Source organism: Pantoea sp. 1.19 (genome assembly GCF_001922585.1).
Classification (GTDB): domain Bacteria; phylum Pseudomonadota; class Gammaproteobacteria; order Enterobacterales; family Enterobacteriaceae; genus 1-19.
The window spans coordinates 96,563-117,763 of sequence record NZ_MRBS01000008.1 but is presented as its reverse complement, the minus strand read 5'-3'; the positions used below and the strand labels follow the sequence as shown (position 1 = coordinate 117,763).

The following is a 21,201-nucleotide window of genomic DNA, read 5'->3' as shown; positions in this document are numbered from 1 at the left end:
CTTAACATAGGGTCATAGCGCTGAGGTCTCCCCGGGATAAAGGCGGGAATGTGTCATAACACGGCTTAATCGCCTCGTCATCCAGCCAGAAAGTCATGGATCCGCGGTTGATAAAGGCTTTGCTGCACGTGCACCAGCGGGGGATGCTGAACTTCTGCCTGGCTACGGGACTGCCTGCGCGGTCAGAGAATACGTGATCGGATCCTTCAACTCAGCACACGTTCGCATAATTCAACAAAGCCCCTTATCCGGTATCCGTCACCTCCGTCGGCGATCGTTGCATCCTTTGCTACGCTGTGGCGCCGTCGGTTCTCTTTGTGGCTCTCCGTATGCGGCTGGCCACGCCCTGCACGGGCATTTTCCGCCCTCTCCCGACCGCACGATAACGGACAAGTGGCGATCGCCCGCTTTTTCCGAACCGGCTTTCGCACTCCGGGTGGCCAGCCCGATCCGTCGTCTTACCGAAGTCTGCACGCCGGTTGCGCAAGCCGGGAATTGATAAGGGTAGATCGGACAGACCCCCGCCCGCTCCCGGCAGGCTGCGACGCCGCACGCGCGGCCTGCTTTATGGATACATGCGGAATGCCGTTCAAAAGCCCTGTTCAGCACATTTGACCGTTGCTGACTGGCGGTTCAGCCTGCGTATGCTACCCTGATTCTTATTTATTTTTCATCAGGCGATAATCAACGTATTTTTATAAGGACATAATGAGCATGACCATAAATAACAACAAGACCAAAATAATTATCGCCGTGGTGATAGTTATTATCTTAGCGCTGGGCTTTATTTTATCCCATGCTTCCGAACAGGAAGTGATTGAGGGAATGGTGGATACCGATGATATCAATATTGCCAGTAAAGTGACGGCCAGGGTTGAGACACTGCATGCCAAAGAGGGCGACACGGTCCACCCCGGAGAGACACTGGTTACGCTCTATGACCGTAAAATTACGGAAGATGCCCGTCAGGCACAAGGATCGCTGTCCAGCGCCATTGCCAGTCAGGATAAAGCGCGTAATGGCGAACGTTCAGAGTATATTTCATCATTAAAAGCCAAGTGGGAAAGCGCCCGGGCGGATGAGAATATTGCCCGCGTGACGTCGGAAAGAATGACCAAAATTTACGATCAAAGCCAGGCCATCTCGACTCAGGATCGCGATGATGCCGTTGCCAAATATCATGTTGCCCGTCAGCAAACCCGTGCGGCTTACGAACAGTATGTGCAGGCGCAGCGTGGCAACCGGGAAGAAGATCTGCGTATTGCCGATGCCAACGTTAGCGCCGCCAGAGCGGCGTATGATTCAGCCCTTTCGCTGGTCAAAGAGCTTACGGTGCACGCCAACGTCCATGGCGAAATTGCGAAGCGGTTTGCCAATCCGGGGGAGCTGGTGTCCGCCGGTACGCCAATCTTCAGCATGATTGATTTAAACAATCTCTGGGTGACTATCAACCTGCGGGAAGATCGCTTCAATGCGCTGAAGATGGGCGAGGTGCTTACCGGTAACCTTCCGGCCCTGAACAAAAAGGACGTTAAATTTAGCGTCTTCTTTATTAACCCCAAAGGCAGCTTTGCCACCTGGCGAGCCACCCGACAGTCGAGCGGCTACGACGTTAGAACCTATGAGGTACGCTTGCGCCCGGTGGAGAAGATTGAGGGGATGCGCCCGGGTATGACGGTTATCTTCAACTGGCCCGCCGCTGATGAGTGAGTCACCGTCGTTCACCGTTTCATCGGCGCTAACCGATGAAATCAACTACATCCTGCAGGATCGCTACATGAAGATCCTGTTGTTCATCGTGCCGGCGATCCTGATCGTGTTTGTCAGCGCCATGTTTATCCATGGCGTGACGGCAAAAATCCCGGTGGCGCTGGTGGATCACGACCGCTCCGCGCTGAGCCGGGAGATCGTGAACAATATCCGCGCGTCCAGGAGCCTCGAGCTGGTCGCGATGCCGGAAAACACAGCGCAGGCACAGCGGCTGATGAAACGTCTGGATAGTTATGCGTTTGTTGAGATCCCGCGCGGCGCTTCCGGTAACCTGTTCCGGCCGGATGATCGCCCCATCGTTATCCGCTATAACGGGCAGTTTCGCTCAACGGGCAGCGCGGCGTACAGCGCATTGCAAACCGCCGTTAATGAGGCGGTCACCACGCTAAAGGGCCGCCTGCTCACCGGCGCATCGTCAGCGGAGAGCGGCGCGTCGCCGCTCACTCTTCAGATCGCCAGCGTCAGTAATGCGCAAAACAGCTACGAGCGTTTTCTGGCGCCGATTGCCATCCCGGTATTGCTGTGCGTGGTGCTCAGCAGCGCCGTGATTTGTGCCATCGGCCGGTTCTTTGAACAGGAAACGCTTTATCAAGGCTGGAAAAATCGGCGCCGATCCTTTCTGGCTACGCAGGTTTTCTCGCGCACAATCCCCTACGTGACGGTCATTTTTCTCTGGCTGCTGCTGTATAACGTCTGGCAAACGTCGGTGCGCGGCTGGCCCATTTTGGGCCACGCATGGGTGTATATGCTGGCGATCCTGATGCTGTGCGTGCTGACCGCCTGCATTGCCGTGATGTTTATTTTACTGGCGCGTAACGTCCTGTCTGCGCTGAGTATCGCGACCGTGTACACCAGCGCGGCGCTGACCTATTCAGATGGCACGCTCTCCATTTTGAATGCGAACGGCTGGGCCAATTTCTGGAGTAATTTTCAACCGTTTACCCACTATTACCGTATTCAGCTTGAGCAGGTGAACCTGGGCAGTGATATCGCCACCAGCCTGCACCAGTTTGCGATCTTATCGCTGTATATTGTTATTCCCTGCGCGGTGATCTTCCTGCTGCTTGGCAAATTTGGACAAAAAAAGCCGCAGCCGGTTTTTCAGGAAAAAATCACCTTAAATGGTTTTAAAGGGAGTTATTTCAGCACATTAAGATCAATAAAACGGTGTCAGCCGATTTTCTCTACCGCCGTGGTCTCGCTGCTGATCTACAGCGTCTTCTATCCCAGCGCTTATCAAGCCCAGGTCAACCTGAAAATTCCGGTGGCGGTGGTCGACTATGACCGATCGTCTTTGTCGCGGACGCTTATCGATAATCTGCGGACCACACGCGCGATCGACGTTAAGCAGGTGGGCGACGCGCTGTCGCCGGCGCTGGACTTATTGCGAAACCGCAAGGTTTCCGCGGTGATCACCATTGACAGCGATGCTAAGCGTCACCTGATCCGCGGAGGCAATGCGGGGATTGATGTCCATCTTTCCGGCGGTTACATGGCCGTGGCCTCTGATTTACGAACGGCCATTACCGAGGCGATAACCGCCACCACGGATGTCAATCGTCCGGTACAGAAAACCGCCAGTAACGTAGTGGCTCTGCCGCTCTATAATCCCACGCTGGGGTATGAGACCTTCGTGATGCCGCTGGTGTTCATCATTATCCTGCAGCAGACCCTGATCTTTTCCAGCGCTATGCTGATGGCGCTGCGTAACAGCGCCGGCCTCATCAAAAACAGCTTTTCGCAGTTTGTCGGCACGTTTTGCGGGCTGTTTACCGTCGGCGTCTGCGGCGCGCTCTTCGTGTTCGGCTGGGTGTATTATTTAAAAAGTTATCCCAACGATGGCAATATTCTGCTGCAGCTGTATCTGATCGTGTTATTTGCGGCCGCGGTAACCGCATTGGGCATGTTGGCAGGAAGCTTTATGGATCATATTAATCGTCCGATGCAGCTGCTTCCCGCGACGTCGATGGTGATCTTTTATGCCTCAGGCGCTTCGTTCCCTACGTTTAACATGCCCGACTGGGTGGTGGCGGTGATGGCGATCTTCCCCTCCAGCACCATGATCGACGGGTTTACAATGCTTAACTCGCAGGGGGCGAATATCCACCAGTTAGCGCCGGTTATCCTCACTATCAGCCTGCTGGCCTGCGCGCTGTGGTTGCTGGCGATGCTGCGTCTGGTCAGGCGCACGGCGGACGTAGCGCCAGGCCAGTAATGGCACCACCGGACCCGCTCCTCACGCCGCACGTGCGTCCGTGAGCGGGCCGGCTGCCCCGCTTCGTCATCGCTTGCGCCGCCGCTCAGCCGCGCGGATGAAGTAAATGGGCGGGCAGCTCATGCGGATGTATGCGCCGCAGGTGATAGTCCACCTGATAGTCGCTGGTATTACGGAACATCACCGAATAATTGAGAAATTCGCCGCTGTCGCTGTATGACAGAGAGGTAATACGCAGCAGCGGCGTCTGCTCTTCCACCTGCAGATAACCCGCCAGGGCTTTGTCTGCCATTACCGGCGTCAGACTTTCATAATTGCCGCTGATGGTAAGCCCGCACTCTTTTTCGATGTAATCAAACTTCGAACCTTCAAGATGGGCCAGCGAAAGCGTACGGAACAGCTTCACGGGCATAAAGCTGTCCTCCAGCATCAGGGGTTTACCCTCCACGTACCGCACCCGCCGGGAAAAGTAGATCCGCTCATCCAGGCGAATGCGCAGCTGGCTGGCGATCGCCGGCGGCGCTGGCATCACCTCAAACTGCAACACCCGGCTGTGCACCGCTTTTCCCTGCTGACGCAGCACCTCCGCCAGTCCGGTCAGGTTGGTGGTTTCGTGATGGATATCTTTGCGTACCACAAAGGTTCCGCTGCCGTGACGGCGCTCCACCAGCCCCCACGCCGCGAGCAGGGCAAGCGCTTTTCGCATCGTCATGCGCGCGACGCCAAATTCTCTGGCCAGCGTTTTTTCACCGGGCAACGGACTCCCAATCTGGTAGTCCGATGCATTCAGCCGCAGCCGCAGCCGATCGGCAATACTTTTGTAGATCACTACCAGACCTCTCTGCGCACGGTTGGGGCGGCACTGCGCCTCTGACATGTCCACTTAAAGAATAAGAAGTAGACCTCATCAGCCGTAATAAAACCATGAAAGCGATCACGAAACGCAGCAGCGCGGCATGTACGGCCAGCGGTAAATTTTTATGCTCACTGCAGGCCAACAGCAGAACGATAAAGGCCTCTCCCCTACAGGTTGTCACGTGAGGATTGAATAATGCTCAGTCAAATACAACGCTTTGGCGGCGCCATGTTTACCCCGGTCTTGCTATTTCCGTTTGCCGGGATTGTCGTGGGGATCGCCATTATGCTACGCAACCCGCTGTTTGTTGGGGACGCGTTCACCGCCCCTGACCACCTTTTTGCACAACTGGTGCACATTATTGAGGAGGGCGGCTGGACGGTGTTTCGCAATATGCCGCTGATTTTTGCCATAGGCCTGCCGATTGGCCTGGCAAAGCAGGCGCAGGGACGAGCCTGCCTGGCGGTACTGATCAGTTTCCTGACCTGGAACACCTTTATTAACGCCATGGGGATGACCTGGGGCCATTTCTTTGGCGTCGATTTTTCTGCGGAGCCTACCGCCGGCAGCGGGCTGGCGATGATCGCCGGAATTAAAACCCTCGATACCAGCATCATTGGGGCCATTGTCATCTCCGGTATTGTTACCGCAATCCATAATCGCTATTACGATAAGTCGCTGCCCGTTTTTTTGGGGATATTTCAGGGCACCTCTTTTGTCGTGATTCTGGCCTTCTTCGTCATGATCCCCTGCGCCTGGCTGACGCTGCTGGGCTGGCCAAAAGTGCAAATGGGCATTGAGTCGCTGCAGGCGTTTTTACGCTCGGCCGGTGCGCTCGGCGTGTGGGTATATACCTTTCTGGAGCGGATTCTGATCCCCACCGGCCTGCACCACTTTATCTATGGCCCGTTCATTTTTGGTCCGGCGGCGGTCGAGGGCGGTATACAGGTCTACTGGGCGCAGCATTTACACGAGTTTAGCCAGAGCACCCAGCCGCTTAAGACGCTGTTTCCTGAGGGAGGCTTCGCGCTGCACGGCAACGCCAAGGTGTTTGGCTCAGTGGGGATTGCGCTGGCGCTGTGGGTCACCGCCGCGCCGGAAAATCGCGTTAACGTCGCAGGCCTGCTGATTCCGGCAGCCCTCACCGCCGTGCTGGTCGGCATTACCGAACCGCTGGAGTTTACCTTCCTGTTTATCTCCCCGCTGCTGTTTGCCGTCCATGCCATGCTGGCGGCGACCATGGCGACGGTAATGTACGCCTTCGGCGTCGTCGGTAACATGGGAGGCGGCCTGCTCGATCAGTTTTTACCACAAAACTGGATCCCAATGTTCCACCACCATGCCGGCATGATTTTCACCCAGATTGGCATCGGCGTCTGCTTCACCGGCGTTTACTTTGTGGTCTTTAAGACGCTGATTGAACGGTTAAATCTGAACACTCCGGGCCGCGCCGGCAGCGCTATCAAACTCTACAGCAAGGCCGACTACCAGGCCGCGCGCGGATCGGCCTCCGCACCGGTGGCCGCCAGTCAGCAGGCCGGTCAGGCCGCCGGTTTCTTGCAGGCCCTCGGCGGCGCGGCCAACATCGACAGCATCAACAACTGCGCCACACGCCTGCGGATCACGCTGGCTGACATGGCGCAAACTCAAAGCGATGACGTCTTCAAGGCCCTGGGCGCACACGGCGTAGTGCGGCGTGGCAACGGCATTCAGGTGATTGTCGGCCTGCACGTTGCCCAGGTGCGCGATCAGCTCGAATCGCTGATGAAAACGTCTTCCCTTCCCCAACACACTCCCCCGACAGAGGCTATATCATGAAAAAATTCTCCGTTGTTATTGCCGGCGGCGGCAGCACCTTTACACCGGGTATTGTCCTGATGCTGTTAGCGAATCGCGACCGTTTTCCCCTGCGTGCGCTGACGTTTTATGACAACGACGGCGCGCGTCAGGAGATCATTGCCGAGGCGTGCAAGATTATCCTCAGGGAGCAGGCCCCGGATATCGCATTCCATTACACCACCGATCCCCAGGCGGCCTTTACCGATGTGGATTTTGTGATGGCGCATATTCGCGTAGGGAAATACCCGATGCGCGAGAAAGATGAAAAAATTCCCCTGCGCCACGGCGTGCTGGGCCAGGAGACCTGCGGCCCTGGCGGCATCTCGTACGGAATGCGCTCTATCGGCGGCGTGCTGGAGCTGGTGGATTATATGGAGCAGTACTCCCCAAACGCGTGGATGCTGAACTACTCCAACCCGGCGGCCATTGTGGCGGAAGCGACCCGCCGCCTGCGCCCGAACGCCAAAATCCTCAACATCTGCGATATGCCGATCGGCATTGAAGGACGGATGGCGCAAATCGTCGGCCTGAAGGACCGTAAGCAGATGCGCGTGCGCTACTACGGCCTGAATCACTTCGGCTGGTGGACGTCGATTGAAGATCTCGACGGCAACGATTTGATGCCAAAACTGCGCGAATACGTCGCCCGGAAAGGGTATATCCCACCGGCTGACGATGCGCATACCGAAGCAAGCTGGAATGACACCTTCGCCAAAGCGAAAGACGTGCAGGCGCTGGATCCGGACACGCTGCCAAATACCTACCTGAAATACTACCTGTTCCCGGACTACGTGGTGGCCCACGCCAACCCGGCGCGCACCCGCGCCAATGAAGTCATGGATCACCGCGAAAAGCACGTATTCAGCGCCTGCCGGGCGATCATCGAAGCCGGCCACTCTTCTGCCGGTGAGCTGGAGATCGACGAACATGCGTCCTATATCGTCGATCTGGCCGCGGCCATTGCCTTTAATACCCAGGCGCGCATGCTGCTGATTGTGCCCAATAACGGGGCCATCCATAACTTTGATGCCGATGCGATGGTGGAAATCCCCTGCCTGGTCGGTCATAACGGGCCGGAACCGCTGACGGTGGGCGACATTCCGCACTTCCAGAAGGGGCTGATGAGCCAGCAGGTGGCGGTAGAAAAACTGGTGGTAGACGCCTGGGAGCAGCGCTCCTACCAGAAGCTCTGGCAGGCAATAACGCTGTCTAAAACCGTGCCGAGCGCATCGGTGGCCAAAGCGATCCTTGATGACCTGATCGACGCCAATAAGGATTACTGGCCTGCGCTGCACTAATGGCCATGGCCGGCCTCGCCTGATGCCGGGAATGAGCGCCGGTGGCGGCTGCTTCAGGCGCCGTTCGGGAACGTCCGTCGGCGCACGACACAGAAGATCGCGCCGTCAATCGCCGGCGCCGTCCCGCAGCAAATTCAGCGCCGTCGCTTCGTCCGTCACCAGGCCAGACAGCCATCTGCCCCGCAGCGCGGCGCGGATGGCAGTGTACTTACGCGGACTGCCGGCAAAGCCGATAATTTGCCGCCGGGTATGGCTGTCCATCGGCACGCTGGTCAGCAGCGCATCGGTGTCGCTCGGCACCCGCTCACCGTGCTGATTAAAAAAATGTCCGAGCATTTCGCCGACCACGCCGCGCGCGCGCAGGTCGGCCACCTGCGCATCGGTGATAAAGCCTTCGGCGTGCAGCGGACACCCCGGCTCGACTTCACCAATGCCCACAAAGGCCACGTCGGCGTGCAGCGCCCGCTGCACAACCCGCTGGTAAATCTGGTGCTGAATCCACATTGCTTTATCTTCCGGCGTGTCGGCATACAGCGGCGCCGGAATAAAGAAATATTTTCCCTGCATCTTTTCCGCCATCCTGAGCGGCACATCATACCGGGTGCCGGAATCATCACGCGCAATGGCGCCAATCATCGACACGCACTGATGCTGAGGGCGTTCCACCCAGGGAAGCGCATCGATCATCGCGCGCAGCGTTTTGCCGGAACCGATGCCGAATACCTGCGGCGATTCGCGGCTCATGTATTGTGACATGACCGCCGCGCCCTCTACCGCCAGCATCGACTGAATGGCCTCATCGTCAAGGCCGGTCGAGGGAACAATGCGACACATCCCGAGCCCCCACGTCTGCTGTACCGCATCCGCCAGCTGCAGACAGTGGGTCACCGGATGCTCAATCTTCACGCTGACCATCCCCCTCTCGCGCGCGCTGGACACCAGGCGCTGCGCGACCTGCCGCGATACCCCCAGCGCGCGGGCAATCTCCTGCTGCGTGATGCCCGCCACGTAGTACATCCAGGCCGCCCGGGCGGCCAGTTCCTGCTTTTTTTCTTCTCTGCTCATCGCGCTGTTCCGTCAAGATCGAGACGCCATGGTACCGCGAGAGCGCCGATCGGCGCCATCTGGGCAAAAGCCCAAACAAAGAGCAAATATATTAAATGTGATGTGGTTCGCAGACCTTACCTGAGGCCGGGCAGTAAGCTGACGGCGTTTGGGCAATTGCCCTTTAATTTAGCAAATACTCATATCGAGGTAGTGATGACCAGACAATCCGTATGGATGCACATCGGGGCAGGATCCTTTCATCGTGCCCATCAGGCGTGGTATCTGCATCAGTTACGTGCGCGGGGGGACGAAAGCTGGGGCATTGCGCTGGGCAATATTCGTGATGACATGACGCCCCTGCTGGAACGGCTCAGCGCCCAGGGCGGGGAGTACGTGCTGGAAACCGTCACGCCAGAGGGTGAACGCGCCTGGGAGACCATCACCTCGCTGCGTCAGATTTTGCCGTGGGACAGGGAACTGTCCGCGCTGGTGGCGCAGGGGGCCAGCCCGGACACGCGGGTGATTGGCTTCACCGTGACGGAGGCTGGTTACTACCTGACCCCGGATCACCACCTCGACCTGACGCAGAGCGATATCCAGGCCGATCTTGCCGGCGAGGCGCGCACCCTGTATGGCGCGCTGGCGCGTATTTTGACCCGGCGCGTCGCCGACGGCGGCGCGCCGGTTACCCTGCTGAATTGCGATAACCTGCGCCATAACGGCGAGCGTTTCCGCCAGGGGTTCCTGGCGTTCCTGGCGGCGAAAGGCGATACCGCGCTGGCCGCGTGGGTACGTGAAAACACCACCTCACCCAACACCATGGTGGATCGCATTACTCCGCGCCCGACGCCGGACATCGCCGAGCGCGTCAAGGCCGCTACCGGTAAAGAGGACGGCGCTGCCGTGATGGCCGAGTCCTTTATTCAGTGGGTGATTGAGGATGATTTTATTGCCGGCCGACCGGCGCTGGAGCAGGTCGGCGTCGAGCTGGTGTCGTCGGTCCTGCCGTGGGAAGAGGCGAAGATCCGCATTCTTAACGCCACCCACGCCGCTATCGCCTGGGCCGGCACGCTGGCAGGCCTCAGCTATATCGACGACAGCACCCGTCAGCCCGCGATTTTTCAGCTGGCCTACGACTACGTGACTGAGGATGTCATCCCCGCACTGTCGCCCAGCCCGCTGGATTTGGCAGCCTATCGCGATGTGGTTCTCGCGCGCTTCAGCAACCCGTGGATTAAAGATACTAACCAGCGCGTGGGGGCGGACGGCCTGTCGAAAATTCCCGGCATGGTGACGCCCACCCTGATCGAATGCTACCGCCGGGGCGCCGAGCCGCTGGCCACCGCCGCGCTGCCCGCGCTGTTCTTTCTGTTCCTGCAGCGCTGGGCGGCAGGCCAGCTGCCCTACGCCTATCAGGATGGCGTGCTGCAGGCAGAGGCGCTGCGGCGACAGTTCGCCCGCGACGATGCGCTGGACACATTTTTGCGCGACGGCGCGCTGTTTGGCGAGCTGGCGCAGAGCACCGCGTTTCATGCGCTGGTCACCCGGCGCGTCGCCGATCTGCAGCAGTGGCTGTTGCAGCCGACCGTCGCGCAGGCGTAAGGAGCCCCCATGTATCTCGGCATTGATATCGGTACCTCCGAACTGAAAGCGCTGATCGTGGACACCGAGGGCAACATCGTGGCGTCCGGCCACGCCGCCCTCAGCGTTCAGCGCCCACATCCACACTGGGCCGAGCAGGATCCCGAGCGCTGGTGGCAGGCGTGTAACGAGGTCGTCGCCGGCCTGCGCCAGCAGGCGCCGGACGCCTGGCGCGCCGTGCGTGCCATCGGCCTGTCGGGCCAGATGCACGGCGCGGTGCTGCTGGATAAGCAGGGCGAGGTACTGCGCCCCTGCATCCTGTGGAATGACACCCGCTCGGCTCCGCAGTGTGCGGCGCTGAGCCGTGCACACCCGGAGATGGTGCAGATCAGCGGCAACCTGATCATGCCGGGCTTTACCGCGCCAAAACTGCGCTGGGTGGCGGAACAGGAACCGGCGCTGTTTCGCCGCATCGACAAAGTGTTGCTGCCAAAAGATTACCTGCGCTGGCGGCTGACCGGCCGCTTCGTCAGTGACCCCTCGGACGCGGCCGGGACGCTGTGGCTGGATGTGGCGACGCGCGACTGGTCCGATACGCTGCTGGCCATCAGCGGCCTGACGCGCGATCGGATGCCGACGCTGGTGGAGGGGAGCGCCGTCAGCGCCACCCTGCAGGCGTCGCTGGCCAGTCAGTGGGGGCTGTCGTCATCGGTCATCGTGGCCGGCGGCGGCGGCGACAATGCCGCCTCGGCGGTGGGCGTGGGTGCGGTACAGCCCGGCGATGCCTTTATCTCGCTGGGCACTTCCGGCGTGATTTTCGTGGTTAACGATCGCTGGCAGGCCGATCCGCAATCCGGCGTTCATGCCTTTTGTCACGCCCTGCCCGGCCGCTGGCACCAGATGAGCGTAATGCTCAGCGCCGCCAGCGGCCTGCGCTGGCTGTGCAATTTGCTGTCAATCAGCGAGAACCAGCTACTGGCAGAGATGGCCGACCTGAGCGAGGAGCAGCGGCGAGGCGCACCGCTGTTTCTGCCCTACCTCTCCGGCGAGCGCACGCCGCACAACGATCCGGACGCCTCCGGGGCGTTCTTTAACCTGCGCCATGAAACGCCGCGCGCTCTGCTCGGCTATGCAGTGTTGGAAGGCGTGGTGTTTGGCCTGGCCGATGGCTTCTCGGTGCTGAGCCACGCGCAGCAGATTACCCAGTGTAGCCTGACCGGCGGCGGCGCGCGCAGCACGCTCTGGGCACAGCTGATTGCCGATGTCCTGCAGCGAACCATCATCACCCATCCGGCCAGCGCCTCCGGCGCACTGGGCGCCGCTCGTCTGGCGTGGCTGGCCGATGGCGGCGACGAATCCAGGGTATGCCTGAAACCGCCGGTACAGGCGCGCTATCATCCCAGCGCCGCCCGCGGCGAATGGTTGCAGCAGCGGCTGCAGGTGTTTCGCACGCTGTATCTGCAACAGCAGCAAGCGCGGGCGCTTTTGCCCTGACCCTTTTCCAAACAGGAGGCATATGATGCCGTCGAGTAATTACTGGTTAGGCTTACCGAAAAGCATGTTTTGGGGCTTTCTTGCTATTGCCATTTTTATGGCGGGTGATGGCTTCGAGATGGCGTTTTTATCCCGCCATATTACCGATATGGGCTTTACGCCGGCCCAGTCAGCGGTGGTGTTCACCTTTTACGGGCTGGCGGCGGCGCTGGCCGCCTGGGCCTCGGGCGTGGTGGCCGAACTGATCACCCCGCAGCGCGCCATGATGATAGGCTTTGTCCTGTGGATAATCATGCACGCCCTGTTTATGTCGCTGGGGCTGGGGCTGCGTAACTACCCGCTGATGGTGCTGTTTTACGGCATACGCGGCCTGGCCTATCCGCTGTTTATCTATTCGTTTATGCTGATGCTGGTCCAGGTGCTGCCGCGGGAAAAACTGGCGGCCGCTACCGGCTGGTTCTGGGCGATGTACTCGGTGGGCATCGGCGTGGTTGGCAGCTATCTGCCCAGCCTGACGATCCCGGTGCTGGGCGAAACCGGTACGCTGTGGATGGCGATCGCCTGGGTTGCCGCCGGCGGCATACTGGCGGCCATTAGCCTACGTCGCGTACCGGTAGACCGCTCGCGCATCCACCTGCCGCTGCGCGATAAGATGAGCGAAATGTCGCGCGCGGTTACCCTTCTGTTTACCAACCGCAACGTGTTTTATGCCTGTCTGATCCGCGTGATTAACACCCTGTCCCTGTTTGGCTTCGCGATCATTATGCCGCTGCTGTTTGTCGATAGGCTGGGCTTTACCATTTCCGAGTGGTTGCAGATCTGGGCGGTGTTCTTCTTTGTCACCATTTTCACTAACATCTTCTGGGGGATCACCGGCGAGAAGCTGGGCTGGATCCGCCAGGTGCGCTGGTTTGGCTGCCTGGGTATGGCTATCTCCAGCCTGGCGTTCTATTACCTGCCGCTGTATGCCGGGCACCATTTCTGGATTGCGCTGATCCCGGCAGTCATGCTGGGCATTTTCGTGGCCGCTTTTGTGCCGATGACCGCGGTGTTTCCGACGCTGGAGCCGCATCACCAGGGCGCGGCGGTATCGGTGTATAACCTCTCGGCCGGGCTGAGTAATTTCGTCGCTCCCGCCATTGCGTCGCTGCTGCTGCCGTTCTTTGACATCGTGGGGGTCGTGTGGGCCTATACCGCCCTGTATCTGTTTGCCGGCGCGCTGACCTTTATCATCCGCGTGCCGCAGCCGGGACATCACCAGCCGTGCGCGACGGCGGGGGCCGCAATACAGACGCGCGCCTGATGCCAGCGGCCCGTCAGGAAAGCGCCCTGCTCCGGGGCCCGCGCGCTTCCCGCACCGCAGACATAAAAATGCCGCCCCTCGGGGCGGCATGAGTGCTGCGTTCACATCGGCTTAGCGCACCAGATGCAGGAAGTGCAGGTGCTTCTCGTACTGGTCGAGAATATCGTTAATGAGCTGCTCCTGGTTCCAGCCCATCACGTCATAGTTCTGCCCACCCTCTTTCAGGTACACCTCGGCGCGATAGTAGCGGTGCTGTTCGGCCTGCTGCTCATCATTATCCAGCCCGGCCAGCGCAAAGGTCGGCGAGTTGTAGCCGCGCAGGCGCACTTCGTAGATAAAGTTCAGCTCTTCGCCCATGTTCACCTCCAGGCGAATGCGGTCATCATTCTCGCTGCTGATGTCGGCCACGGTGCCCTGCTTGCCCAGCTCCTCCTGCACCAGCCCCATCGCCGGCTGAATCACTTCGTCCATAAAGCGCTTCACCAGCGAACGTTTTGGCAGGTAGGCAATGTTGCGCAGGCGACGCTGCCACGGAATTGGGTTCCGCGCCGCCGTAGGCGCGATGGTGGCCATGCTCAGGCTGTCGCGCTTGGTCATGTCTCGCCGCAGGGCTTTCAGTAGCCCGTAAATCGAGACCAGCAAAATCGCCGAGAACGGCAGAGCGCTGGCAATGGTCACCGTCTGCAGCGCGCTCAGGCCGCCGGCCAGCAGCAGCGCAATCGCCACCACACCCATCAGCCCGGCCCAGAAAATCCGCTGCCAAATCGGCGTGTCGCTGTGCCCGCCGGAGGCCAGCGTATCCACCACCATCGCGCCGGAATCCGCCGAGGTGACAAAGAACACCACCACCATCGCCATGGCGATAAATGACAGCACGCTGGAGAACGGGAAATGTTCCAGGAAGTTAAACAGCGCCAGCGCCACGTCTTCCTGTACGGTTTTCGCCAGATCGGTCGCGCCCTGAGTCATGATCAAGTTAATGGCGCTGTTACCAAACACGGTCATCCACAGCAGGGTAAAACCGGCCGGCACAAACAGCACGCCGGTGACAAATTCGCGGATGGTGCGCCCGCGCGAGACGCGGGCGATAAACATACCGACAAACGGCGACCAGGAGAGCCACCAGCCCCAGTAGAGCAGGGTCCAGCCGCCAAGCCAGTTACTCGATTTCGGTTCATAGGCGTACAAATTAAACGTTTTGCCGACCAAATCGGATAAATAGCCGCCGGTATTTTCTACAAAGGATTTCAGCAACAGCACCGTCGGACCTAATAACAGCACCAGCGCCAGCAGTAATAATGCCAGCCCGAGGTTCAGCTCAGACAGGATACGAATGCCTTTGTCGAGTCCGGACACCACGGAAATCGTCGCCAGCGCGGTAATAACCACGATCAGAATGACCTGAACCGTCTCATTAATCGGCACGTCAAACAGGTGATTCAGACCCGCGTTGACCTGCAGAACGCCGTAGCCCAGTGACGTGGCGACGCCAAATACGGTACCGATGACCGCAAAAATATCCACCGCGTGACCAATCGGGCCGTAAATACGATCGCCAATGATCGGATACAGCGCCGAGCGCAGCGTAAGCGGCAGCCCGTGACGGTAGCTAAAAAAGGCCAGAATCAGCGCCACGATGGCGTAGATAGCCCAGGCATGCAGGCCCCAGTGGAAGAACGTCAGGCGCATTGCCTGCTTGGCGGCCTCAACGGTTTCCGGCGTGCCGACCGGCGGCGACAGGTAGTGCATGACCGGCTCGGCCACGCCGAAGAACATCAGCCCGATGCCCATCCCGGCAGAAAACAGCATGGCAAACCAGGAGTGGTAGCTAAAATCTGGCTGAGCGTGATCCGGCCCCAGCTTAATATCGCCGTAACGGGACAGTCCCAGAAAAGTCACGCTGAGCAGAATCAGCGCAACGGCCAGAATATAAAACCAGCTGGCGTTGGTAAAAATTTGTTGCTGCAGCAGCTTAAAGTTTTTGTCTGCCACCTCGGGGTAAATGGCAGCAAAGGCTACCAGAATAAAAATTAACAGCGCGGAGGTAAAAAACACCGCTTTGTTAATTTTATGTTTTGGCTTTTCAGAAACCACATCATTCTGACTCATATCATTCTCATTCCATGTTGTCGTTGTTACGGCCTGGATGGAGGTATAGCCGGAATAGTGTAGCAAAATATTTCATGCGTGCGGAATGTCTCCTCCCTGATGGCAATAAGGAACGGACGGCAGGGCATCGTTGAGCGGCAGCCTCGTCCATTCTCGCAGAGCACGGCAGGCCGCCGCGCAGGGCGGGAAGCGCACGACCCGCGCGAAGGCGCGGGAGAGAGACCGTGCCGGCCCGATTGCGGCCGGCGGCCGGCGGCGCGCGGGCGCGGGGGGTTACTGACCGTAATAGGCCTGTTTACCGTGCTTACGCAGATAGTGCTTATCCAGCAGCTCGCGCTGCATGCTGCCTATCCCCGGCGTCAGCTGTCGGGAGAAAATGCCCATATAGGCAATCTCCTCCAGCACCACCGCGTTGTGCACTGCCTCGTGCGCCGACCGCCCCCAGGCAAACGGCCCGTGCGCGTGCACCAGCACCGCGGGAACCGCCAGCGGGCTGAGATCGCGCTGGCGGAAGGTGTCAATGATCACCTCCCCGGTGTGCGCTTCATACTCGTCGGCAATCTCCGCCGCGGTCATTAATCGGGTACAGGGAATGGTGCCGTAAAAATAGTCGGCGTGGGTGGTCCCCCAGGCCGGCAAATCCAGCCCGGCCTGCGCCCAGATGGTCGCATGCCGCGAGTGGGTATGGACAATGCCGCCAATGTCGGTAAATGCGCGGTACAGCGCCAGGTGGGTGGCGGTGTCCGACGAAGGCTTTTTCTGCCCTTCGACGGTGCGACCGCTGGCCACGTCGATCACCACCATATCCTCGACGCCCATCTGCGCATACTCCACCCCCGACGGCTTGATCACCATCAGGTTGCGTTCGCGATCGATACCGCTAACGTTACCCCAGGTAAACGTCACCAGATGATGGCGCGGCAAATCCAGATTGGCTTCCAGCACCTGCTGCTTGAGCTGCTTCAGCGTTAACATTCCCAACCCCCTGTTTGCATTTGTTGTTCGATCCAGCGTCGGGCCTGCACGATCTCAGCCGCCGGATCGCTGGCGTTCTCGGTCCACATCTCAATCAGCAGCGCGCCGCGATAGTTCAGCGCTTTTAGCTGGCGAAATATCGCGACAAAATCCACGCAGCCGTCGCCAAACGGCACATCGCGGAACTGCCCCGGTGAGGTGGCCGTTACCGGCCGCGTATCCTTTAAATGCAGCGCGGCGATGCGATCGATCCCCAGCGCCAGCTCCTGCGCCACGTCGCTGCCCCAGGCGCTGAGGTTGCCCACGTCGGGATAGACGGTGAACCACGGCGACGCGATCAGCGCATCCCACGCTTTCCAGCGGCGGATGGTGCTCATAAATTCGGTATCCATGATCTCCATCGCCAGCATCACCTGCGCGCCGGCCGCCTGCGCCACCGCCCACTCCAGCCCTTCGCGAAAGCGGGCGCGGGTCGCATCGTCGTGCGGTTCGTAGTAGACGTCATAGCCGGCCAGCTGCACGGTGCGGATCCCAAGGTCCTGCGCCAAAGTGATGGCCTGCGCCATCACTTCCCGCGCCCGCTGACGCACCGCCGGATCGTGACTGCCAAAGGGAAAGCGCCGGTGAGCAGATAGACAGAGCGACGGAATGCGCACGCCGCTCTCCAGCACCGCGTGAACCAGCGCCAACCGCTCCGTCCGGCTCCACGCCAGTCGCGCCAGTCGCGCATCGCTCTCATCGATAGACATCTCGACAAAATCGAAACCGCAGCGCTTCGCCAACGCCAGCCGCTGCGGCCAGTCGAGATCTTTCGGCAGCGCCTTTTCATAAATGCCTAACGGATGTGCACGCATGCTATTTTTCCCAATAGTGTTCGATGGCGTCGTGAAATGCCCGGGCGGCCGCCAGCGGATCGGCGGCCTCCGTCAGGGCGCGTCCGACGATAAAGGTGCTGACGTTGACCGTACGGAAGCGCGCCAGGTCATCGGGTTCAATGCCCCCGGTCACGGACAGCGTCAGTCCGCACGCCGACAGCGCCCGCATCGCATTCAAATCGGCATCGCTCCAGCGCTGTCCGCTCGCCTGTGCGTCGCGACCGCGGTGATAAATGGCGTGCCGAATGCCCAGCGCGCGCCAGGCGCGGGCGTCTTCCAGCGTCCAGTGGCCAAACAGTTCAATTTGAATCTCGCCGCCGTGGCGCACCGCGACCGCCTGCGCGCTGGCCATGGTGGCCAGCGGCGCGGCGCAGATCACCGTCATCGCGCTGGCACCGTGGCTGAACGCCTGCTCCGCGAGGGTAGCGCCGGCATCCGCCACCTTAAAATCTGCCAGCAGCGGCCGATCGCCACACAGGGCGCGCAGCTGACTCAGCGCCGCGACGCCCGCGCTGAGGCAGAGCAGCGTACCGGCCTCAATGATGTCGACATGCGAACGCAGCCGGGCGGCGCTGGCGAGTGCCGCATCGAGCCGGGTATGGTCCAGCGCCAGCTGCAGGGTGGGTCGTGGGTGCATCACTCCTCCTCAGACTGCAGCGCCTGTAGCACCGCAATCAGCGACTGATAACGTTGATATTTTTTCCGACAGGGTACGGCCACGTCGGCATCCGGAGTCAGGCGAATCAGCCGCGATGCCATCGCGCGCTGGGCCGCAGCAAAGTGCGTATATGCCCCGCTGCCAACCATCGCCGCCATCGCTGCGCCGAGGCAGCCGGTCTCTTCCACCTGCGGCAGCTCTACCGGCAGGCCGCTGATATCGGCAAACATCTGCATCCACACGCGGGAGTGCGCCGGCCCGCCGGTGATACGCAGCGCCGTCGCCTGCGGAAAGCGCTGACGCATCCGGTGGAGGTGCGTCAAATGGCTAAAGATCACCCCTTCGTAAATCGCCTGCACGAGGTGCGCGCGCTGGTGGCAGGCCTGCAGGCCAAAAAAGCCGGCGTGCAGCCCCAGCCCGGCGTTGGAACCGTATAAAAAAGGGACAAACAGCAGGCTGCTGGCGGCGCGCGGTAGTGCGGCTACCCACGCGTTGAGCTGCGCGTAATCGCGTAATCCCCACTGCTGGCAAAACCACTCGAGGTTAGCGGCGGACGTTGGGCTGGCTTCATGAACGATCCAGCGTCCTGGCTCAGCGTAGCGACCATAGACAAACGGGTAGTCAGGGTCATCGCACAGGCGATCGGTGATGCCGCTGGTCACCGACCAGGTGCCCATCACCGCATTGAGTCGCGTTTCATCATCCAGCCCGGCGCACAGCGCGGTGGAGACGACGTCAAACAGCCCCCCGACCACCGGCGTGCCCACCTGCAGACCGGTCAGCGCCGCCGCCGCCGGATGAATCCGACCGGCCACCTCCGCCGATCCGATCAGCGGCGGCAGCGCCGGTACGATTTCGCCAATCCCCAGCTGCTGCGCCAGCAACGGGTCCCAGCCGCCGCGCGTCATGTGATATAAATTGGATTCCGAACTGTTGGTCTCTTCGCAGGCCAGCTCGCCGGTCAGGCAGTAGCGCAGATAATCGTGAGCCATCTGCACGGTGCCAATCTGCGCGTAGCGCGCGGGCTGATGCTGTTTTATCCAGCGCAGCAGCGATACCGGATGGCCGGTCCACAGGGTTTGCCGGGTCAGCGGGTACAGCGCCTGCGGTATCCCCTGCTGCTGCCACTCGCGCACCAGCGCCAGCGCACGCTGATCGGAAGAGAGGATGCCGTTTCCCAGCGGCTGTCCCTGCTTATCCAGCAGAAACAGCCCTTTTCCCTGTGCAGAAATCCCCACCGCCTGAATCGCCGCACCCGCCACCCTGCGGGTGGTCAACAGCTCGCGAATCACGTCGGCGGCGGTATGCCACAGCGCGGACATATCGCGCTCCGCCCACCCCGGCTGCGGGGCGATGATCTCCAGCCCGCGGCGCACGATGCCGCATTCATTACCGTGGCGATCGTACAGTCCGGCCTTGATAAAGGTGCCGCCGCAGTCCAGTCCCAACCAGTACTCCATTCGGTGTTCTCCCTTTGGTGTTCACCATGCGCCGGCAGCAGAGTGCCGACGATCGCGCCGTCAATACGGGTGAGGCATCAGGGCCGCTGAAAGCGCGCCAGCGGGATCTTCACGACGATTTTGCGGATTAATGTCGCCTGCCGATCGAGGCAGCCGGGGCGGTGCACATCCTGCGGAAAAAACACCGCAAAATGGCCGGGACGCAGGTGCAGCCAGCTCTCCCCCGCTGCCCGCTGATAAAACACAATGTCGCGTTCGGCATCCCACGCCTGCTGCACCGGGTGGGTACCATCGTCGATCGCCACGCCAATCTGCTCGCAGCCGCGCCAGAGAAACTGCACGTCAACGTGGTGACGGTGCACCTCCGGATAGAGCCTGTCCGCCGGCTGCGTACGCAGATCCATCACCTGCATCCAGGCGTTATCTGACGCGCTGTGATAGCGTCCCGGCGCCAGATGCTCAACATCGGTGCGGCGGATCCAGGCCAGCGCCTCTGCCACCGGCGCCGGCAGGTGGGCCATCGGGGTATGATCGATGTGTCCCCAAATCATGCGGCCTCCTGCAGCGCAAGGATCCGCTGCCACACGCCATCGTCAATGGTGATGCCCTCCCGCAGACTGCGGGCGAACGTCTGCGGCAGGTTTTGTCCCGGCAGCCGCACCGGCGCGGCCGGATCGACCGGTTCAGCGCCGGTGAGGTAATCACGAATGCGCTGCAGCTTGCGATCGCGGGTCGCGTCATCGATAAGCGCATCGATCCGTACGGCAATAAATACCTGCGAAACGCCATACTCATCGCGCTGATCTTCGCTGATCTCGGCTACCGACAGCCCGCCGGAGAGCAGTGTGGCCAGCATATCGAGCACCACCGACAGCGCCGACCCTTTCCAGTAGCCCATCGGCAGAATGCGCCGGTTAGCCTCCAGCACCGCCGGATCGCGGGTCGGTTGACCGGCGTTGTCGTAGCCACCGTCTACCGGCAGGGATTCTCCCGCCAGCCGCGCCAGCTCCAGCGCGCCGTAAGAGAACATCGACATCGACATGTCCACCAGCGTGATCGGCTCACCCGGCACCGCGATAATCAGCGGATTGGTACCGATACGGCAGTTTTTTGCGCCCCACGGCGGCATTACCGCCAGCGAATTGGTCCAGCACAGTCCGATATAGCCCTTTTCCGCCGCCTGCCAGCCATAGGCTCCGCCGCGCATCCAGTGATTAGCATTGCGCAGGGCAACCAGCCCGATACCGCGATCGTCCGCCAGCGCCATGGCGCGATCCATCATTTGTCGGGCGGTGAGATTGCCGATACCGAGATGAGCATCCCACTGCTCCACCGCCCCCAGCGTCAGCAGGCGTTCGGGTCGCGCAGTGGGATCAATATCGCCGGCATCCAGCTGCTGGATAAAGCGCGGAAACCGGTTTACGCCATGGGAGTGGACCCCCCAGGCGGTAGTGTCTGCAAACATTCCGGCGCAGGCGTCGGCGGTCTGTGCCTCGACGCCGCGCGACAGCAGCACCCGCTGCAATTGCTGTTTTAACTCGCTGTAGCTGACTCTCATGCTGCCTCTCCATTGCGGAAGCCGATCGCGGCGCCGCTTTATTTCACTATGTGAAATGCAATTTCATTAAAAATTCACATCGCGATTCAACGCGGGTTAACGTCAAAAAAACGACAATTAACTTTATAAATCATTAAGATAAAATTAACTTACCGTACTATGA

16 protein-coding genes and 1 pseudogene are annotated in these 21,201 nt (G+C 60.3%); 7 read left to right on the top strand and 10 right to left on the bottom strand.

Annotation, left to right across the window (positions count from 1 at the left end):
- Positions 1 to 5 precede the first annotated feature (5 nt).
- Positions 6 to 184: pseudogene (locus BS626_RS18905) on the bottom strand (IS5/IS1182 family transposase); the annotation flags it as partial.
- Between the two features lie 530 nt (positions 185 to 714).
- Here BS626_RS18905 and BS626_RS14680 point away from each other — a divergent pair.
- A complete protein-coding gene (locus BS626_RS14680; RefSeq protein ID WP_240494321.1) occupies positions 715 to 1,710 on the top strand; it encodes an HlyD family secretion protein in 996 nt (331 codons plus the stop codon).
- The gene (locus BS626_RS14675) at positions 1,703 to 3,985 is read left to right on the top strand and encodes an ABC transporter permease (protein ID WP_075183130.1); all 2,283 of its coding nucleotides are present in this window, start codon (positions 1,703 to 1,705) and stop codon (positions 3,983 to 3,985) included. Before BS626_RS14680 ends, BS626_RS14675 begins: the two co-directional genes overlap by 8 nt.
- Positions 3,986 to 4,070: 85 nt before the next feature.
- Here BS626_RS14675 and BS626_RS14670 read toward each other — a convergent pair whose 3' ends face one another.
- Entirely contained in the window at positions 4,071 to 4,814 is a 744-nt protein-coding gene (locus tag BS626_RS14670) for a GntR family transcriptional regulator (protein WP_075183232.1), read from the bottom strand.
- 222 nt (positions 4,815 to 5,036) lie between these two features.
- Here BS626_RS14670 and BS626_RS14665 point away from each other — a divergent pair, with 222 nt between their 5' ends.
- Entirely contained in the window at positions 5,037 to 6,659 is a 1,623-nt protein-coding gene (locus tag BS626_RS14665; protein WP_075183129.1) for an alpha-glucoside-specific PTS transporter subunit IIBC, read from the top strand.
- Entirely contained in the window at positions 6,656 to 7,978 is a 1,323-nt protein-coding gene (locus BS626_RS14660; RefSeq protein WP_075183128.1) for a 6-phospho-alpha-glucosidase, read from the top strand. Before BS626_RS14665 ends, BS626_RS14660 begins: the two co-directional genes overlap by 4 nt.
- Before the next feature lie 105 nt (positions 7,979 to 8,083).
- Here BS626_RS14660 and BS626_RS14655 read toward each other — a convergent pair whose 3' ends face one another.
- Positions 8,084 to 9,043 carry a sugar-binding transcriptional regulator gene (locus tag BS626_RS14655; RefSeq protein ID WP_075183127.1) on the bottom strand — a complete coding sequence of 320 codons (960 nt, stop codon included), beginning with the start codon at positions 9,041 to 9,043 and terminating at the stop codon, positions 8,084 to 8,086.
- Positions 9,044 to 9,238: 195 nt separating this feature from the next.
- On the opposite strand from BS626_RS14655, the gene dalD reads away from it, so the two are divergent.
- Genes dalD through BS626_RS14640 form a run of 3 tightly spaced genes read left to right on the top strand, consistent with a single transcriptional unit; the run spans position 9,239 to position 13,403 of the window.
- Complete coding sequence (gene dalD / locus BS626_RS14650; RefSeq protein WP_075183126.1) at positions 9,239 to 10,627, top strand: D-arabinitol 4-dehydrogenase; 1,389 nt, start codon at positions 9,239 to 9,241, stop codon at positions 10,625 to 10,627.
- Positions 10,628 to 10,636: 9 nt separating this feature from the next.
- Positions 10,637 to 12,100, top strand: a complete 1,464-nt coding sequence (gene xylB, locus BS626_RS14645; protein ID WP_075183125.1) for a xylulokinase — start codon at positions 10,637 to 10,639, stop codon at positions 12,098 to 12,100.
- A gap of 25 nt (positions 12,101 to 12,125) precedes the next feature.
- Complete coding sequence (locus tag BS626_RS14640; protein WP_075183124.1) at positions 12,126 to 13,403, top strand: MFS transporter; 1,278 nt, start codon at positions 12,126 to 12,128, stop codon at positions 13,401 to 13,403.
- A gap of 111 nt (positions 13,404 to 13,514) precedes the next feature.
- On the opposite strand, the gene betT is transcribed toward BS626_RS14640, so the two are convergent.
- The 7 genes from betT to yiaK form a co-directional block, all read right to left on the bottom strand.
- Positions 13,515 to 15,512, bottom strand: coding sequence for a choline BCCT transporter BetT (gene betT, locus BS626_RS14635; protein ID WP_075183123.1), 1,998 nt, complete (start codon positions 15,510 to 15,512; stop codon positions 13,515 to 13,517).
- A gap of 273 nt (positions 15,513 to 15,785) precedes the next feature.
- Entirely contained in the window at positions 15,786 to 16,487 is a 702-nt protein-coding gene (gene araD, locus BS626_RS14630) for an L-ribulose-5-phosphate 4-epimerase (protein WP_075183122.1), read from the bottom strand.
- Positions 16,481 to 17,341, bottom strand: a complete 861-nt coding sequence (locus BS626_RS14625) for an L-ribulose-5-phosphate 3-epimerase (RefSeq protein ID WP_075183121.1) — start codon at positions 17,339 to 17,341, stop codon at positions 16,481 to 16,483. Before BS626_RS14625 ends, araD begins: the two co-directional genes overlap by 7 nt.
- Position 17,342: 1 nt before the next feature.
- Positions 17,343 to 17,999, bottom strand: coding sequence for a 3-keto-L-gulonate-6-phosphate decarboxylase UlaD (ulaD, locus tag BS626_RS14620; RefSeq protein ID WP_075183120.1), 657 nt, complete (start codon positions 17,997 to 17,999; stop codon positions 17,343 to 17,345).
- Entirely contained in the window at positions 17,999 to 19,480 is a 1,482-nt protein-coding gene (locus BS626_RS14615) for an FGGY-family carbohydrate kinase (protein ID WP_075183119.1), read from the bottom strand. The genes ulaD and BS626_RS14615 overlap by 1 nt, the downstream gene beginning before the upstream one ends.
- A gap of 77 nt (positions 19,481 to 19,557) precedes the next feature.
- A complete protein-coding gene (locus tag BS626_RS14610) occupies positions 19,558 to 20,031 on the bottom strand; it encodes a YhcH/YjgK/YiaL family protein (RefSeq protein ID WP_075183118.1) in 474 nt (157 codons plus the stop codon).
- Positions 20,028 to 21,038, bottom strand: a complete 1,011-nt coding sequence (gene yiaK / locus BS626_RS14605) for a 3-dehydro-L-gulonate 2-dehydrogenase (RefSeq protein WP_075183117.1) — start codon at positions 21,036 to 21,038, stop codon at positions 20,028 to 20,030. Before yiaK ends, BS626_RS14610 begins: the two co-directional genes overlap by 4 nt.
- Between the last annotated feature and the right edge of the window lie 163 nt (positions 21,039 to 21,201).